This is a genomic window from Candidatus Pristimantibacillus lignocellulolyticus (assembly GCA_023639215.1).
GTDB lineage: Bacteria > Bacillota > Bacilli > Paenibacillales > Paenibacillaceae > Pristimantibacillus > Pristimantibacillus lignocellulolyticus.
The window spans coordinates 264,474-283,340 of record CP097899.1; the positions used below are offsets into that span (position 1 = coordinate 264,474).

The 18,867-nt window shown below is 36.1% G+C and carries 14 protein-coding genes; 2 read left to right on the plus strand and 12 right to left on the minus strand.

What is annotated here, in order from left to right; genetic code table 11:
• Positions 1 to 8 precede the first annotated feature (8 nt).
• From NAG76_01155 to NAG76_01190, 8 genes are all read right to left on the minus strand, one after another.
• On the minus strand, positions 9 to 4,955 hold the full coding sequence (locus NAG76_01155; GenBank protein ID URN94897.1) for a fibronectin type III domain-containing protein: 4,947 nt from the start codon (positions 4,953 to 4,955) through the stop codon (positions 9 to 11).
• Between the two features lie 11 nt (positions 4,956 to 4,966).
• On the minus strand, positions 4,967 to 7,240 hold the full coding sequence (locus tag NAG76_01160) for a hypothetical protein (protein URN94898.1): 2,274 nt from the start codon (positions 7,238 to 7,240) through the stop codon (positions 4,967 to 4,969).
• A complete protein-coding gene (locus tag NAG76_01165) occupies positions 7,241 to 8,188 on the minus strand; it encodes a copper amine oxidase N-terminal domain-containing protein (GenBank protein ID URN94899.1) in 948 nt (315 codons plus the stop codon). It abuts the gene before it with no gap.
• 213 nt (positions 8,189 to 8,401) lie between these two features.
• Entirely contained in the window at positions 8,402 to 9,286 is an 885-nt protein-coding gene (locus NAG76_01170; GenBank protein URN94900.1) for a carbohydrate ABC transporter permease, read from the minus strand.
• A 140-nt stretch (positions 9,287 to 9,426) separates the two neighbouring features.
• Positions 9,427 to 10,308, minus strand: coding sequence for a sugar ABC transporter permease (locus tag NAG76_01175; protein ID URN94901.1), 882 nt, complete (start codon positions 10,306 to 10,308; stop codon positions 9,427 to 9,429).
• Between the two features lie 99 nt (positions 10,309 to 10,407).
• On the minus strand, positions 10,408 to 11,727 hold the full coding sequence (locus NAG76_01180; protein URN96732.1) for an extracellular solute-binding protein: 1,320 nt from the start codon (positions 11,725 to 11,727) through the stop codon (positions 10,408 to 10,410).
• Between the two features lie 132 nt (positions 11,728 to 11,859).
• Positions 11,860 to 12,648, minus strand: a complete 789-nt coding sequence (locus NAG76_01185) for a response regulator (protein URN94902.1) — start codon at positions 12,646 to 12,648, stop codon at positions 11,860 to 11,862.
• A 2-nt stretch (positions 12,649 to 12,650) separates the two neighbouring features.
• A complete protein-coding gene (locus tag NAG76_01190) occupies positions 12,651 to 14,357 on the minus strand; it encodes a sensor histidine kinase (protein ID URN96733.1) in 1,707 nt (568 codons plus the stop codon).
• A gap of 252 nt (positions 14,358 to 14,609) precedes the next feature.
• Between NAG76_01190 and NAG76_01195 the strand changes: the two genes are divergently transcribed.
• Both NAG76_01195 and NAG76_01200 read left to right on the plus strand, forming a co-directional pair.
• Complete coding sequence (locus NAG76_01195; GenBank protein ID URN94903.1) at positions 14,610 to 15,278, plus strand: response regulator transcription factor; 669 nt, start codon at positions 14,610 to 14,612, stop codon at positions 15,276 to 15,278.
• A gap of 29 nt (positions 15,279 to 15,307) precedes the next feature.
• The gene (locus NAG76_01200; protein ID URN94904.1) at positions 15,308 to 16,123 is read left to right on the plus strand and encodes a histidine kinase; all 816 of its coding nucleotides are present in this window, start codon (positions 15,308 to 15,310) and stop codon (positions 16,121 to 16,123) included.
• Between the two features lie 135 nt (positions 16,124 to 16,258).
• On the opposite strand, the gene NAG76_01205 is transcribed toward NAG76_01200, so the two are convergent.
• The 4 genes from NAG76_01205 to NAG76_01220 all read right to left on the minus strand — a co-directional run bounded on the left by NAG76_01205 (position 16,259) and on the right by NAG76_01220 (position 18,860).
• The gene (locus NAG76_01205) at positions 16,259 to 16,699 is read right to left on the minus strand and encodes a disulfide oxidoreductase (protein URN94905.1); all 441 of its coding nucleotides are present in this window, start codon (positions 16,697 to 16,699) and stop codon (positions 16,259 to 16,261) included.
• Between the two features lie 95 nt (positions 16,700 to 16,794).
• Positions 16,795 to 17,319, minus strand: a complete 525-nt coding sequence (locus tag NAG76_01210) for a redoxin family protein (protein URN94906.1) — start codon at positions 17,317 to 17,319, stop codon at positions 16,795 to 16,797.
• Positions 17,303 to 18,046 (minus strand): ABC transporter ATP-binding protein, encoded by a 744-nt coding sequence (locus tag NAG76_01215; protein URN94907.1) that lies wholly within the window; start codon positions 18,044 to 18,046, stop codon positions 17,303 to 17,305. The genes NAG76_01210 and NAG76_01215 overlap by 17 nt, the downstream gene beginning before the upstream one ends.
• Positions 18,039 to 18,860 carry an ABC transporter permease gene (locus NAG76_01220; protein URN94908.1) on the minus strand — a complete coding sequence of 274 codons (822 nt, stop codon included), beginning with the start codon at positions 18,858 to 18,860 and terminating at the stop codon, positions 18,039 to 18,041. Before NAG76_01220 ends, NAG76_01215 begins: the two co-directional genes overlap by 8 nt.
• Between the last annotated feature and the right edge of the window lie 7 nt (positions 18,861 to 18,867).

An 18,867-nucleotide genomic window follows, 5' to 3' on the forward strand; every position in this document is an offset into this window, starting at 1 on the left:
CTAAAAATCTACTTCCAGCGATGTAAACTTACAAATGATGAAGCTTTCCCGATAATTTCTAAAGTAACAGCATATTGTTTGACAATACCATTAGAATAAGTCGCCTCAAAGATTACATCATACTTCCCTTTTTTCATATTTGTAAATTCGGTATGCCACAGCTCACCTATCCAATTCGTAACATTTTGACGAAGCAGAGTCGTATCGTATTTATTCAGCAGTGATACCTTTACCTCTTTGGCATAAGTATTACCGTTCAAATTTGAACTTGAATCCATAACGCCCGTATTTGTAGTCTTTGCCTTTAATATGAATTTTTCTCCTGCATAAAATTGATTACTATGCCAAAGGGACTGACCATTCTCCGTTGCTGATTGATTAAAGCGAAGTCTATATTGCTCCCATTGATCGGTATGGACGACTTCACCGATGACATCTAACTCATTGACATTTAATCGCTGGGTTAGAGTCACTACATCGCTCTTTCCATCGGATACCGTTTGCTCAATGACATATCTCCCAACTAAAGCTGGGTTGATCACAAATGCATCGCTATAATATTTAGCTTTTGTTAGCGAATAACTAGTATTCGAATTAGGATACACCGTAACTGTTCCATCTGGCGCTGTTACTTTATATTGAACAAGCAACGTATCCTCATCACTGTCTTTCACTTGATGTTTAATCTGAATAGCATCCCCTTCCCATATTGCTGAGGGTGACCATGTAAAACCCGCTTCGGGTAGTTGATTAGTAATAATATTAAAGTATTTATCCGATGCATATTGACTCCAATCATAGCCATCAAACGATCTAACAGTAACTCGATATATCGTATTTTCAAGAAGGTTCCAATTGCTTGGAATGACGAAAGATTGGCCAGAACCTGTAGTAACCTTGGAAGTTTGCAATACTGTTCCAATAGCAGATTTTAAGACAACTTCATATTTCTCTTGTTGGTCATTATCTTCATCTGTCATTTTCCAGTAAATTGTTGGCGTTAATGAAGTAAAGGTAGTAGCAGTAGAGGGGGTTGTTCCTGAAGGGGTAGTAACTTTAACGACTGGGGGACGATTAACAATCATAACTTTCTTCGTCGTAACTGCTGTAGCACCGTCATTATCGGTTACAGTTTGTCTAATATTCAAATCGCCGATTGTACTAAATGATTTTTCGAAATCTGTACTTGCACTTAGTGTGAATATTGTCCCTTCATCTGTTACATATTCGTATTTATGCTTATCAATATATCCATCCATATCAGTAGCTGTACTTACGAACTTAATCGATTCTCCACGGTAGGTGATCGATGGATTAGTCGTAAATCCAGGGATTGGTGCTTGATTCAAAATTGTAATAGCTATATTCTGTACCTCGCTTTTCGCATCTAATTGATCAACTACCCAATTTTCTAATACATAAGATCCTTTTTCAACATACGTAATGGATATGTTCTGTGTATACCATTCTTTCACTTTACCCGATGGTGATGTTAACCGCCAAAATGACTGTAAGCTTGCTACATCTTCTGTATCTGCATCGGATCTGCTAGATGTATAAGCATATGGTTCATTAATATAACCAGTAGAACGACCACTTGTAATTGTCGTAGTCGGTGTTTGATTCAACACATTAAATGAACGTGTCATATAGCTACTAGCCCCTAATGGATCACTAGCTTTTAATTCTAGCTGCCATGTTCCTACTGCTAATTTGCCTAACCCTAAGACTTTCACTTTGAAGCTTGGATGTTGAGCTGTTCCTAGACTATACGTTTTACCTCTATAAGATAACATCCATTGATAGGCAACATTGTCACCGTCTTGATCGGGATTAACCGTCGTATTGACCACTTTATTCACGCTATCTCTAAACGTGTCTGCTAATGGTTCAAACTCTGCAATTGGTGGGAAGTTAATTATTTCTACGTAATCGGTATATGTTTCTGACCAATACTCTGAATCTTTCACTCGTAACGATAATTTATAATTGCCTAAAGCGTTAAATCCTGCAGATACAGCAGCAGCTTTGATTTGATTCAATGTTGGTGTTGTACCGCTACTTAGAATTACTTGATAGTCTCGATACACTTTCCATTCTCTTGATGTAATGCTGTCACCATCGGGATCATAAGAGCGATCCGTTATTATCGCTTGCTTGTTCCACGATACCGATTTGGGATCAATTGTAAATAGAGCAACTGGTGGTTGATTGTAAGGCTTTGTCGTTACATACTTTACAACTTCACTTGACCAAGCTCCATCAATATCCTTTACTTTCAAAGAAACAAAATAATCGGTATTGGCTAGTATTTGGCTCGATGGCTTACCTACTGTCCATTCTGCATCGTCTACCTTCTTCCACTTCCAAACCCATGTCGTTACCCCTTTGTTACGCTGTGAGTAACGATCTAGGTCATAAGAGTAATCTGTTAGTGTTAACATTCTACTCGCATTAACGATAGCGGAGAACTCGGCTACTGGTGCACGATGCACATATAGAACTAAGCGAGATAATGAATCTTGACTCCATAGATTGTAATTACTAAAATTAGCATTTGCTGTAGGATCATCTTGCACTTGAACCACCATTTCATAAAGTCCAACTTTTGTGAATTTAGTTGTTGGTGATTCCTGGTACTTCCCTATCCCTTCCATTACACCTGTGTTGTTTTCATATACACTAGGATCATGAGTAGTACGGAAACGTTCATTAATCTTCCGGTCACTCTCAAAATCTTCATAGTACGTATTAATCAATACATCAGAACTGTAATCGCCTGTTGTACTATCATAATTTAGTACTAATGTGTCAGAGACACGTTTTGGATTTTTAACAGCAGTTTGTATCATATATTCTTGTAGCCTTGTAGACATATGAGAAATATTTGTTCCGGCAAAGAAATAACCATTTCCATTATTAGAAGCAATTAAACTTTCATTAGCACTCTTATTACTAGTACTTCCCATAGCGGTAAAGAAAGCATAATTACCTTTCAACAGTAAGGAAATCTCTTCTTCAACGAGTGGATCACTAAATTCTGTCATCATGCTTTGATGAAGGAATAAAACATAATTATTGCGATCATCACGCCAATTGACTTGATTTAATAGTTCATATAACGTTGAATTGTCTGTACCTTTCACATAATGCGGTGTAACGATAATATTATCTTTCAATAGATTAGTAGTCATACTCTTTATAGTTAATTTTATGGTAGCTTCTGTTACGCCTGGTTTACCCATTAAGATATGAAGATCTACTTCTTTTCTGTCTGTAATATAGCTGCCAACCTTATTAAATGCGGTTTGTATCTCACTAATACTATAACGTTGAGTTGTTCCTAAAGCCGATTGAATTTTATTTGTTACGGCTTCGTTATTACTGTTTCCGATACTCATATAATTGATTTGATTTTTAGATAGTATCGTAATGGTATTACCTAATGTTGATTCTCGATCCAAATGTGGGATAGATAAATCATCGATACGGACATAATATTTTTCTGCATCTGTACGATAAGGAACTTCTTCGATTATATCTGTTATTTTACGTTGTTTGGATGTGTACCACTTGGGGTATTGAATAAAGTTTACTGTTCTATCCCATGCAAATTGCAGTACTTCACCAGTATCTACATTCATTACTTTAGAAGCATAACGGGTTTGCCAATCGACTAAGAAATTATTGTGAAAGAATATATAACTACTGATATGACTTGATGGCATACTAGTTCCTACATATGTTGATGTTCCTTCTAGCCCTTTAAGCAACTTTTTAGTAGAGGTATCTCTGTAGTCCTCGTAGATATAAGGTTGTCCATCGTTTATTCCAATGTATATTAGTCTATTATCATCCATAACGTAAAAACGCGGTTGAGTAGGGTATTGATTATTATTTACTATTTCGAATTCAGTATAAGTATTTGTAATCGGATGATATATAACAGTACTAGGAGCACTTACCCTATCGTAAGCGTCTACACTAGCTGATACATACATAATATCTCCAGTAGATTTAAATATACCTACATCGCTATAAGTCATAATGTTTCGTTTTAATAAAGTAGCTTTTTGATTCCAATTATTAAATTGGATCTTATGAAATGGCAAATAATCCTTAACGTAGTATACACTGGCGGGTTTATTACTGTAATGAATACCTGTCCATATCATACTATCGTTAAGACCAGCTACCATTCGATATTCATTTGTTACACTCGATATTATATTTTCACTATCAACCACAGCCTTTGCTACCCCATATGTACCATTAGTAAGTAGTTTAATAGGATAAGCTGTTATTCCATTTCCATACCCTCCCCCATAATCTGCTAATGCGTAGCCATCGCTAGTAATGCTGAAGTCTATATTTTGATTACTGTTAAAGTAAGTAGTTACACTTGTAAAAGGATAGTTGGGTACTTTATCATTTACTCCTGTATATGATACTTTAATTAATGAATAACTTCCCCAGGGATCAATCGTTGACATGAATATTAATCCAGTATCAGGGTCTATATAAGCATTACGGATATTATCAAGCCCTATATCCTTTACGAAAACATGCTCTTTAGTTACGATATCGTAATACCATAACCCCTTATTTCCCCAAGTTGTACCAGGAAGTCCCGAGAAGTAATACTGCCTAGTAGTACCCTCACTACTCTTCTCAATATGAATCTTGTAGTCTACACCATTCTCTTGTAATTTTGGTCTTAGCTGCTCATTGACCATACTATTGATTTGTTCAGTGGTGTAACTGGTGTTACCAACATCAACGATAACATCTACTTTACGTTTTTCTTTAACTTCAAAATCCACAAAAGGAGGAAGATTAAGAATCTCTCCCTTTTCATCCTTCTTTTCAACTGCAAAAGTAGTTATGGATAATGAAGAAAAAATAACGAGCAGCATTAGCATAATGAGTATGAATTTTTTCGCTACCTTCTTCATCTATGTCTCCTTTATTCCCACGTATTAGATTTTCTTCGGTCATTTGCTGTTACAAAGGCATCAATCGTTGGTTGTCCAAATTCTTCTTGTACTTCGAGGAAGAATCTATATTTTCCGACATGTGTACTCTCGTAAATAACATTCGTTTCATTACCACTGTTGAACAACACTTTCGGTTCGTTGAATATGCCATCGTTATTCGCATCAAAAATTACATACCACTTACGACTAGCAATCTGATCCCCATCGGTGGAATAAGAACGATCGGTAAATTCAAATGTTGCAATATTACCTTTCACTGAATCTCGATAGATTTTCTCTTGGAAAGTAAAGTTAGTATATGGCACTTCATCCGGAAGAATCGTATAAATCCTTGTAATTTCATCGTTATAACCTAACGTATTTTCCATATACAATGTAACTTTGTAATCGCCTGGTTTCTTGAATAGAACATCAATATTGGATTTTCCTTTGAGGGGGCTACTTGTTTTAATTTGAGATGGGGGAATGTCACCATATGCCGATTCTATCTTCCATGAGGTCTTACTATCTAAGATCGGATAACGAGAGGAGGTTTTGGCATTTGCGGTCAATGTTACTTTTCTATTTTCTTTCAACGTTCCTGTTTGCGTTATATTTGCTTTTACTATCGGCTCGGTGACAATAAGAGAATGTTTCGTGCAATCTTGTAAATAATCGTTATCAACTACACACAAATCAATCGATTTTGCACCTAATGTGTCGTACCAAATTGTACCGTCAATTTCATTTTTAGTAATGGGATTTTTAGCACCATTCATTGTCCATCGATAGGTTTCGATCGTTCCATCACTATCAAAAGAATCATAGCCATGAACAAAAAGATCATCTCCTAGCAGCACTTCTGAGATTGAGCCAATGACTGCTGTAGGTGCGTGTCTCTGTGGCGGGGGTGGAGGGGGTGGTGTGCTTTCTTTGTATACTATTGAGGTTGCTCTTAACTGTCCCGAACTCATAAATTTTCCGTTCACTGGATCTACAAAGTATGAACTTGATTTATAATAAGCTCTCACTTGACCAACATAAATTTCTGTGTACTCTGTCTTTCCTGTCATCTTGCTTTTTGGAATTGTAAAATCTATTGAACCACTTACTTTTAATTGTCCTATTCCCTCTATTCGTATACCAGGTGGATTAATCGAACTATCTTCGGTACGAATATAGATCATGTAATAATCTATCGCACCAGGATCACTTAAATTCTTTACTTCACCATCAAGTGTTAATTTTACTTTTACATCTTTATCATTAAATTTAGTGCTTGTTGGATTAGCAGTTAATGTTCCTACGATATATGCTTTGGTTGGTTTAGTGTATTGGAATGAGATCGTACCGCTATAGTCGAAGGATTGACTAGGTAATGTTGTAGCTGTGACGTAGTATGACATTGGACTAGCATACATATAGCAAGCTGCATGACCAGTTAGAAAAGCAGGGTTATTGGTCTTAATGACTCCTAAAGATTTTAATGGTCTTTCTTCTGTTGCATTATATTGCACTCCGATTGTAGGATTTTTTGCATCATACCCATTCTTAAAAATAGGGCTTCCCATTGTTGAACTTACTGCACTTGTTGGTAGCTCAATAGTGCTTGTCTCAACTTGATTTGTAGGCACACTCACCATAATATCTTTACCGTTTTTATCCTGCATAACTTTACCGTTTTCATCTAATAAAACTGTAAACCAATATATTCCTGTTGTTGGCAATTTAATATCTACAAAGGTAGCTATCTTTTGTTTTTTTAGAGACTCATAAGGAACATCGCTTGGCATACCTTTCATATTAGAAAACCTAAACATAGTTTGTGTGAAATCTGTTGTTTTCACCGATGCTATTTGCCAATCTATACCGTCACTGTAACGACACATGGCATTACCTGGATTGGAGGGGAACTCCATTTTAGAAGCGGTAGCATATCCTATTACTTTCTTTGAACTGACTAACTTTTCCTTTCCCTTTAAAGTTACTGTTATTTCTCTTGTTTTTGGATCTACTTTAGGTTCTCCAACAATCTCACCTTTCCCCGAAAATTGAAATGAACCTTTCACTATATTTTCTGCTTCCTTTGGAAAAGAGAAAGTAAATGTTTTTGTTGTATTAGGAGAATCGAATATTTCTTCTTTAAGGTCTTTCAAAGTTCTCTTTTCTAAAACTGTATTCGTTTCAGCTTTAACTTTAACACCACTAGAAACTAGTGGTGTAAATAATGCTAAAGCTAAGAATATAGCTACAATCTTTTTCATCTATTTATCTCCTTTTTCAGCGATTAATGCTTCTTTTATAGAACTACCGTTTAAAACACTGATAGCAACAAACTCTAACTCTTTATTGACTAAATCTACAAATGGAATATTACTTGTCAGTTTTTCACCAGGGTTAAGCTCCCAGTTCGCAAGAAGTTCTATATTGTTGAATCCATCATATTTATCTAACCATGAAAACGAATAAGTTAACTCATTTCCTGCTCCGTTCATAACGGCAACCTTTCTCAACATATCACTATAGTCCGTAGCAATACGCTTCTTAGAAACATTCTCAAGCGTTACATTCACCCACACAAGGTAATAGGCATCTTCAAATTTCCATATATCATACTTGCTATCCAGTGCCTTTGCTTCTGTTGAACTTGTTGGGTAGACATAAGCTTCGTTAACCGTCATTTTCAATCCATTAGCTGTTAATTCAAGTGGTAACTCCACTAGCGGAGTCAAACCATAGTCCTCAAAGTTATGTTTAGCAACTTCTCCTGTATTAAACGATACTGTACCAGTAGCAGCATCATATCCGATCTTTACACCTAAACCTTGTGCAATGAAACGAGCAGGAATGAACACACGACCTTTTTTCATTTCAGCAATCGTGTCCATAACCACTTTCTTTCCATTCACCGTAATTTCTTTTTTACCGACAACAACCGAAACCGTATTTGTACCACGTACTAGAGTCGCTGTATTTGTTGCTGACGACCATTTAATATTTTTACTTTCAACGCCTAATGCACTAGCTATTAAACGTAGCGAACCCATTGTTCTATTATCTTTGTTGACATATGGTGCTGGTTCACCCTCCGGGGTCACGAATAATTTTCCATTTACTTTGAACATAGGAATATCACTTCCAGCTGCACTTATAGCACCTGTTCCCCCTACAACTAAACAACAGATCATTACGACAAGTATTAATCTTTTCATATTCATTCTCCTTCTCTCAATATTTTTTGGACTTTATTTTGTGAGGTTTAGCCTCAATTTCATCTGCAACAAAAAAAGAAGCACCTCTGAGACATCTCAGGAAGTGCTTCTTCGCTATTCATAATATATCATATTATATTATTTATTTCTATATATTCCCTTTATTCCCACTAAAAAATTCATAGCGCTCTTTTATGAACATGGATAGCATCCTTATCCTTTAACAGAACCTGCAGCAATACCTTCTACAATTTTATCAGATAGGAACAAGAACGCGATAAGAATAGGTAATATACTAATCATTAGTGTCGCACCAATCGCACCCCAGTCAGTCGTATACTGACCAATAAAATTCTGAATGCCGACAGTAAGCGTTTTGTAATTATCCGAACTAATAAATGTATTTACAAATATAAACTCATTCCAGTTATAAATGATGTTAATGATACCTGTAGTTGCAAGTACAGAACTTGTCATTGGAAATACAATTCTAAAGAAAATCTTGTGTACAGAGCATCCATCGATGACTGCCGCTTCTTCAACTTCTTTCGGAAGCGTATAATAGAATCCTAATAAAATCATAATTGTGATGGGCATATTGAATGCTACATAACTGGCAATTAATGATAATGGATGGTCGATAAGATGTGCTTTACTAAACATATTGAACAATGGGATTAATGTGGAGTGAACAGGAATCATCATTGCCACCATAAATAATCCTAACACGAACGAACTGCCTTTCCATTTCATGCGTGTTATTGCAAATGTAACTAAGCTCGCTACTAGAATTGTTATCGCTGTAGCTGCAATCGTAATCCACACACTATTTAAGAAATAAACATCGATATTTCCTGAATTCCATACTTTTGCGTAGTTTTCCCATTTAGGATTAGTAGGCAAAGCTAATGGGGACATATTAAATATTTCTTGATTGTTTTTTAGTGAGAAGAACATTAACCAGACTAAAGGAAATATTTGAAATACCGCTACGCCGGCAAGAACTACATACAACAAGCCATAGCCGAACTTATTAACTACGCCTTTACCATATTGGTTAGATTTTTTATGTTCAATCGGAATTGTTCCTTGCATCATTCATTACCTCCTAAAACTTTTCATTCACTTCCTGATATAATTTCTTGAATATGAAAAGTAACATCGGAAGCATAAGTAAAACTTTCATTCACTTTCGATGTACTTTCTAGTTATATAAAAAGTTACTTCGGAAGCAAACTCTATGAATATTGAATTTGTTCTTTTGTTGCGGTTAATTTACGAACAATCCAAGTTACTACTAGACAGATTACTAATAGGAAGAATCCTATTGCACTAGCGTAACCAAAGTCATAAGATTTGAAGGCAATGCGATACATATAAGAAGCCATTACTTCACTAGCTCCATTAGGACCACCATTAGTCATAACATAAATCAAATCAAAATATTTCAATGACCCTACAAGAGCCAGAACAATCGTAACTTTAATGACTTCCATCGCTAGAGGTAATTTGATTTTATATGCAATTTGGAAGGCATTTGCCCCATCAATCGTTGCTGCCTCTTCAAGTGATGATGGTATATTTTTCAATGCAGCATAGTAGATCAAAATGTAAAATCCAGCATATTGCCAAATAATCGGAATAATTAAGGCATATAACACAATGGAGGGATTCGCTAACCATTCTGGTGTATTAGTAAATCCTAATGCTTCTAAAAGTGTATTAATAATTCCATTCGTCGGGTGATAAATTTTCATCCATAATTGCGCGATAGCTACTGATGATAACAACATAGGTATTAGATAAATTTTACGTAATAAATTAGAACCTTTAATTTTGGAAGATAGCACTAATGCCACAGCCAAATAGATTACTAAACTCAATGTAGAGAATACTGCTAATAACAATGAGTGACCTGCACTACTCCAGAAATCTTTATCTTGTAGTACGGCACTATAGTTATCTAATCCAATAAATTTCATTGCACCGATACCATTCCATTCATGTAGCCCATAATATCCTGTTAATACGATAGGCACATATACAATTGCAAGAATGAACAGTAATGCTGGTAATACGTATAATGCAATAATCTTTTTGTTTGACATAACTTTATCCATTAGTAATAACTCCTTTCATGGGTCAATAATTGAAAGAAATGGCTTATCTGAATAAGGTACAGATAAGCCATTTCTAGATATAGGTTATTGCGCTACATCTTATTGCCCCGCAGAAATTGCTGTATCATGTTCTTGTGCGAATTGCTCTGGAGTATTTGCTTTACCGAATAAAGCTTGGATTTGATTAAGATGTACTTCAGCATCATCTGCTTCCATCTGCACATCAGCAAATAGTGTAATACTGCTAGCTTTGTTCATTTCATTGAACAAATCAATATATAGTGCAGGAAGATCAAGTGTAGAAGTATCTACTTTCGTTGCTGGAATAACACCTGCACCTGTTACAGCACGCTCGCCCCATTTCTGAACAAAGTACTCTACAAATGCTTTAGACTCTTCTTTTACTTTAGAATTTTCTGCTACGAATAGTCCAACACCTGGGCCACCAACCCAGCCATCGATATTACCTTTTCCACCATCAACGACAGGGAATTTGAAGAAACCTACTTTATCTCTGAACTCTTGTGTGTAATCTTCATTTGTTGTGAAGTTTGGTAATTCCCAAGTTCCCATCAAGTACATAGCTGCTTTCTCGTTAACAAATTCTGATTTACCTTCATCGTTAGATAGTCCATTGAAACCTTTGTTGAATGCATTAGCATCAACAAGATTTTGAACCTCTGTTGCTGCTTGAACTAATCCTGCATCAGCGAAAGATCCTGATCCTGCAATAGCTCCTGCCAATGTTTCTTGACCAGCAATACGATCAGCCAAGTACATATACCATAGTGAACCTGTCCAACGATCCTTGTTACCAAGGGCAATCGGAGTAACACCATTGTCTACAAGCACTTTCACAACATTTTGGAACTCTTCATATGTTGCTGGTACTTCTAATTTGTACTGTTCAAAAATAGCTTTGTTATAGTAAATTGGTGCGATATTAAACTCTAACGGTAGAGCATAAGTGTGATCATTCATAGAATACGCTTCAGTAGTACCTGCAACGAATTGATCTTTAAGTGAACCATCTAATAGTTCCTCGATCGGTGCAAATAAGTTACCTTCTACATATGGTTGCATGAATCCAGCTGCCCAAGTTACACCAACATCGGGTAGCTTGTTAGAAGCTGATAATACTTTTAATTTATTTTTATATTGCTCATTCTCAAGTACTTCTGTCTTGATCGTTACGTTTGTATGTTCTGCTTGATATTCGTTAATAATTTCATTAACAATTTTGTTTTGTCCTGCTGAAATACCTTCAGGCCATAAATGCATAAAATTGATTGTTACTTTTTCTGTTCCAGCATCACTACCACCGTTACCACCATTAGCTGAAGAGTTTCCTTCTTTAGATGAGTTATTACCACATCCAGCGACCAATAATGTGAAACACAACGTTAATAGGACTAGCATTTTTTTGTTTTTGTACACGATTACACAACCCCTTTTGTTTTGTAAGCTTTCGTGGACTTATTAGCTTCTTAATCATTCTAACAAGTACACAACCATGATGTAAGGGCATACATTTTGGGGAAAATACCACTATTATTGGATTGTAGTATCATTATGAATGCTTTTTTCTTTGCGATATTGCGCTGGAGTAATACCTGCTACTGAACGAAATACTTTTCCAAAGTATTTATCTGTTTGATACCCAACTTTCTCTGCTATATCTGCCATAGAATCATTGGTCGTAAGTAATAGCTCTTTCGCTAACTGCATTCTTCCTCTGGTTACATAATCTGAAAATGTTAATCCTACATGTTCTTTGAACAATACACTGAAATAACTTGCATTCATGTGTAAATAATCGGAAATCTCTTTCATCGTGATTTGCTCGGATAAATGTTCATGGATATAGGTTAATGCAGTATTAATATGTGGATTTTGACTAGAATGTTGAGAAGCTTCTAATCGTTTCGTATCGACGACTTCGGTCATTACCTTAAATCGCTCTTGCTCCTCAACTCGCAGTATAGCCTTTTCAATTGCTTGAATTAAACTAGCTTTATCAATCGGTTTCAACAAATAATCTACCACACCAAAACGTAGTGCCTGCTGTGCATAAGAAAAGTCTGAATAACCCGATACTAGAATTACATTCGGTCTCTTTTCATACTTATCTAATCTCTCTACTAATTCTAAACCTGTTAATTCTGGCATCCTAATATCACTAATTAGTAAATGAGCTTCGTTATGATTTAACCACTCTAATGCTACGATGCCATTCGGTGCTGTCTCTATTCGATATTTTCCTGCAGACCATATATCAAGAACTTTTTGTATGCCATCTCTTGTACGAGGTTCGTCATCAACGATTAAAATTGTTTTCAATACTATTCCCCCTTAAATGCGATCGGTATATCGAACGAGACAATTGTCCCTTTTCCTTTTTCGCTTTCAATCATTAGTCCATCGCTTTCCGCTCCAAAGTATAATTTAATACGTTGCTCGGTAATACTAAGACCTACTCCTGTCGATTTCCCTTCATAATTGTTGCGATTTCTCAGTTTGATTCGTTCCAATACATGATCAATTTGTTGCTGGCTCATCCCTGGTCCATTATCACTAACTTTTATTCGAATATGTTGCTCAGACACATTTTCAACTACGCTTAGTTTAACAACTCCTGATCCAATCTGTTGTTCTACACCATGATGGATAGCATTTTCAATCAATGGTTGTATTAGCAGCTTAGGCATCACAACTACTCTGCAATCTGCATCAACTTCGATACTCCAATCTAGACGCTCAACCATTCTCATCTTCATAATCTTTAAATAGCGCTCTGCATGATCTAACTCATCGCCTAAAGTTACCCATTCATCCTGTTCGTCGCGATTAATAACATATCTAAAAATCCCTGACATCGCTACAATCGCTTCAGCAAGCTGATCTTCTCCGCGAGTCTCCATCTCCCAATATAATGCTTCTAATGTATTGAATAGGAAATGGGGGTTAATCTGAGCTTGCAATGCTTTCAATTCTGTCTGACTCTGTAATATTTCTTTCTCATAGACCATTTTAATTAATCCATTCAGCGATTCAACCATTTGGTTATAGGTGTTATTCAATTCATTAATTTCTATCGTTCCAGATTCGATAGGTATTACTTTTAACGTACCAAGTCGCGCCACTCGCATCGCTCGTATTAATCGAAGAATAGGCTTACTTATCATTCCTGATAAAAAATAGGTTACGATTAGAAATAGAATTATCCCAATTAGCAAAGAAATAATTATTCCGGTTCTAAGCACTGAAATTCCTTCTGTGGCTTCATCCACCGGTGTTAATATACTAATTTGCCAATTCACATCCTCAATTGTACGCTGTACACCATAATAATATCTCCCATCAATATTAATCGAATGCTGTGCGCTAATTGCTAACGGCAAGACTATATTTTTCGGACTATTCGTATTAAGAACTGTCCCAATATCATCCGTCAGCCACATATATTCATTACTTGCTACAGAATTCGCGCCGCCTACCGAAAGATCAGTTAGCTCAAAATAATTTACATCCATATAAATAAGTAGATAACCAGCTTGTGCGAATGATTGATTCATTAAGCGGACATGTCGCATTGCAATCACTATATCTGAATTATTTTCATCTGTACCTAACCAAACTAATTCACCTTTTGCCTGATCTGCCTTGGCAATCCATTCTGCTGGTAGCCGATCATTCAATTTATTTTCCGTAAGTGGTAACAATGTCGAATAGTCTGTTGTATAAAGTTCAATCGAACGTACACCTCTCATGTAGGCTTCATGCTTTCTTACTTCTTGTTGTAGTTGTTGACGCGAATCGAACGATAGATGATTTCCATTCAATTCCTTCTGCATCATAGATTGTACTACTGCATTTGTAGCGATCTGTGCTGTGAAGTTTTCCATTTGATTCAATAAAAGCGTTATGTTTCCTGTAGCTTGTACTGCTGTATTCTCCATATGACGTTCTGTATTAACTTGTAGTAATTTCGATACTTGATCGTTCAAATAAAATCCTACTGACGATAAAATGGCAATCATAATGACCATATAGCTCAGAAATATTTGATTTCTCAATGTTTTAAAATTGATTATATTTTTTAAAATTTTAACCACCTCATATGATAACGTTTACAAATTTAACTTTAATATAATCTTAGAGAAATATTTAGATTTTGTCTAATGAAAGTATAATTGTAGAATACTTCAATGTGTCTATAGCCCTTTATAGTCATTAACTCTTATTTGACACATGCTATAATAATCTAGTTGCTTCTTCACTTCGAAAGGGGAATTGTTACTATGGTACAAGCTTGTTGTCGTATATTAGTTATCGATGATCATGAGCATGCGCGAGAAGGTATCCGAACGATCGTCGAAATGGATCCTCATTTCATTATTATCGCTGAAGGCGCTTCAGGCGAAGAAGCGATCCAGCTTACTTCGCAATATATGCCCGATCTTATTCTTATGGATATTCAAATGCCAGGCATTGGTGGACTTGAGGCAACGAAGCGTCTGAAGAATAGTTATCCTTATATTAAAATTATTATGGTTACAGTCTCCGATGATATAACGTATTTGTTCGAAGCAATTAAGTATGGGGCGCAAGGATATCTTTTGAAAAACCTACATCCAAGCACTTGGCATGATTATCTTCATGCCGTTGCATTAGATGAAGCTCCGGTTACAAAGGAACTCGCATTCCGCATGCTAAAAGAATTCAGTATGAGTTCAACCACTTCACAAGATAATCATCCACTTACTACACGAGAACAGGAACTTTTACAGCTAGTTGCTAGAGGAAATTCCAATCGAGATATCGCTATTGAACTAAATATCTCTGAGCACACGGTCAAAAACCATCTTAAAAACATTCTACAGAAATTACATCTTAGTAATCGTGTACAGCTAACGAGGTATGCCTATGAGCAGGGATGGATCAACATGCAACATGAGGATCGCTTGTAATAAGAAATTTGTGGAGGAAACCGTTAACTATGTCTTATAAAATGATTAAATGGCTTATTCTTATTATCCCTACATTAACGATTGGACTATGGGAGTACGTTCGCCATGAATTTCTGCTCTCTTACATTTCGATGGAATTAGGAAATATACTATCGCCAATCATTGTATTTATTATTACCATCGTGTTCCTCACCAAACTATTTTCCATAATGGAGAAAAATCAGAATGAACTCAATGAGGCTAAAGCGATTCAAGGTATCTTACTTGAACGTGAGAAGATTGCTGCAGAGCTTCATGATGGGATCGCTCAATCGTTATTTCTTCTAAATGTACAAATCGAACAAGGGCAACAAGAGCTTGATCACGATAAGTATATAAAATTAAAAACTAATATTCATAAGACGGATGCCTATGTTCGAGAAGCGATTACGAGCTTACGATCTCCGATTCATCTACATGGCTTTAGTTGGAATGATAGCTTAGTTCAATTTATTACGGAACTACATGAAGACATGGAAATTGAGGTTATTATCAATTGGAAGCTGGGAGAAGATGCTCTCCCTTTGAAAGAGAAAATTGATCTACTCCTGTCAATTCGCGAAGCCCTCTACAATGTTAAGAAACATTCTCAAGCAACTTGTGCATGGATTGATGCTTTCCCTACCGTGGATGGTTGGTATTGCTGTGTAAAAGATAATGGCATTGGCACGCAACATGAACCACGTACACTTTCGCAGAAGTTTGGAATTCGTATGATTCAGGAGCGCGCTAGTATATGGAATTGGTCTTTCGATATGGAACGAAAAAAAGAAATTACTTATTTCCGTATCCAAAAACACAAATAACAACCTAAATACTCCTTAGTACTCAAAAAGACGTATTCAAATTTTCTCAGAATACGTCTTTTTATTATGTTTAAACAGCTATATTTTTCGTAACTGTGCCTTCATACGTTACGGTCATATTACCATTGATAATATCTACTTTGTACTATCTATTTTACGTAAACGAAGCAAAGAGACTACTATAATTAAAAATGCAACTAATGCTAGCATTGGGATTGTAACAAATCCAAACCAATTCAAATAATCCTCTCGGCAAGAAGTGGGACCACATGCCGCAATCGTTGAATCTGGAGGGATCTTCTGAATGATTGTATGGTAAATGGAAAATCCACCTCCAATTATAGCTATAGGTAATGTATACTTAACTATTCCTGTATCTTCCTTAACAAATGCTATACCTAACACTATTGAGAGAGGATACATAAAAATACGTTGGAACCAACATAAACTACAAGGTGTAAAGTGCATAACTTCACTCATATACAAGCTTCCTGCTGTTGCTAGTGTAGCCACTGCCCAAGCAAGAAATAACCAAAATGATCTCGCCTTTTCTCTACTTTCCTCTGTTACTTCCACCTTCGCATCTTCCTCTCCAAAGCTAACTTACATTATGAGTAGTAACCACTATCTTTTTTTTCAAGCAAATGCTAATCACAGTATTTTCGAGAAACTCAACTTTCACTTAATTTATTTAGGTCTTCTAGCAACTTATTGAAATCAGTTATTTCACCGTAAATAATAGATTGTATCGTACCACTATCTGTAACCATAATTGAAACAGGATAACCTGAAACATTGAAAAGCTGCTTCATCTGTAATTGCGGATCGAGTAAGATCGGCATTGTAAGGTCATATCGAGATTGAAATGGTTCAATCTTTAATGCGGTCTCCCCCATATTGATTGCTATGATCTCTACTCCAGAAGAAAATTGCTGAGCCTCATTCAATAAAGGAAGTTCATTAATACAAGGTGTACACCAACTAACCCATAAATTGATTAGCATTGGTTTTCCTGTTGATTTTGCTAAAGTAATCTTTTCATTATTCAAATTCGAAAGCTCTATCGCAGGTAATGTATCGCCTACTTTCAGAATAGGCACATCGTAATGTCTTGAGTCTATTATTAGAGATATTACGACCAAGATTCCAACGACGATAATCGACCATTGCATAGCTTTTCTATAATTTCTCTTCACGTTGCAACGGCCCTTCCTCACCCCAAAATAACGAAGCATATGCCTGCTGAATTCCTTCTCTACCATATCGTGTATTAATCTCATTGTAGCTACCACTCAATTCAACTTTACCATTATTAAGGAATATAATATGATCTGCTATCGCTTCTACAACTTGCAGTTGGTGTGTTGAAAATATAATTAAACAACTATTTTTCGCAGCTTGAATCATCATCGTTGCAAATCGTTTCATCCAATACGGATCGAGTCCATTTGTTGGTTCATCTAATAATAGAATGGAAGGATTAGAAAGCATAGCTTGTGCTAGTAACAATCGTTGTCTCATCCCTTTTGAGAAAGACTGAACCTTTTTCTTTCCTGTGTCTTGCAAGCCAACCTCAATAAGTAGCTCCTTAACTCGATTTCTCGATACCCCCTTTAAATCGCCCCAGAAAGATAATATTTCGTAGGCTGTAAATCCACCTGTAAATTGAAAATCATCTGGCATATATCCGATATGCTCTAAATATTGCTGCCTTGAAGTTTGGACATTCAATCCATCTATCGTTATATGTCCACTACTAGGTGTAGTCAATCCAGCAATCATGCGAATAATTGTACTCTTTCCTGCTCCATTGCCACCACAAAGGGCAACAATATTTCCTGAAGAAAAAGTAAGATCGAGAGGCTCTACGAGCTGCTGTTCCCCTACGCATTTGGAAATATGATGAAGATCAAGCTTAGCCATGACGCTTCCCCCTTTCCCGTAACCAGCTTGCACATCCCACATATAAGATGACATGGAATATTAGTAATAGTCCAAATGCGAAGCTGCCTGAATCATCTCTTATCCAAGTAACCCAGTTGTAGTACTCTGGACCAATAATAGAGCCGCCACCTAATGTTACAATTGTATAAATACGAATCCATTCAGCAGGATTCAATAATGTTGCAATAGTAAGAACAGGCTTAATCCACAAATATGGGAGTTGTCCTAATGCTGCAATAAGAATTGGTACCCAACCAATGATAGTAAAAAACCAGACAGCAATGACATAAGTTAATGCTTGCCAACGATTTTTCGTAATAGCTCCTATGAGAAATGCGATGCTAAGATAAGCGATAATGATACAACTAGCAAATATAAATAGTAATAAATAGGTAGACACCGCAAATCCTTCTGTAAATAACGTACTTACAATTCCAGTGACCGAAAATGCTACCGTTACAATAGTTAATAGCACAATTAATACACCTACATATTTACCAATAAGAAGTGAACTTGAAGATAGTTGATAGGTATAGAGTAATTGTGCACTTCCATCCTCTTTTTCGCCGGTTAGTGAGAATGATCCAAGCATTAATGTGATCAGCGGAAGGAGGTACAAGGTCAAATTAATTAACATTCCTGTCATGCCAGAATAACCAGAAGTATATCCTTGTCCATTGATAAGGAGTAAGCTGAGCATGAAGATTATAAATAATACTAGAAAGGTATAAGACCACGGATTGCGAAATCCTAGACGTACCTCCCGCTTCATCACTGTTATGATTTCATTCATAGCGATC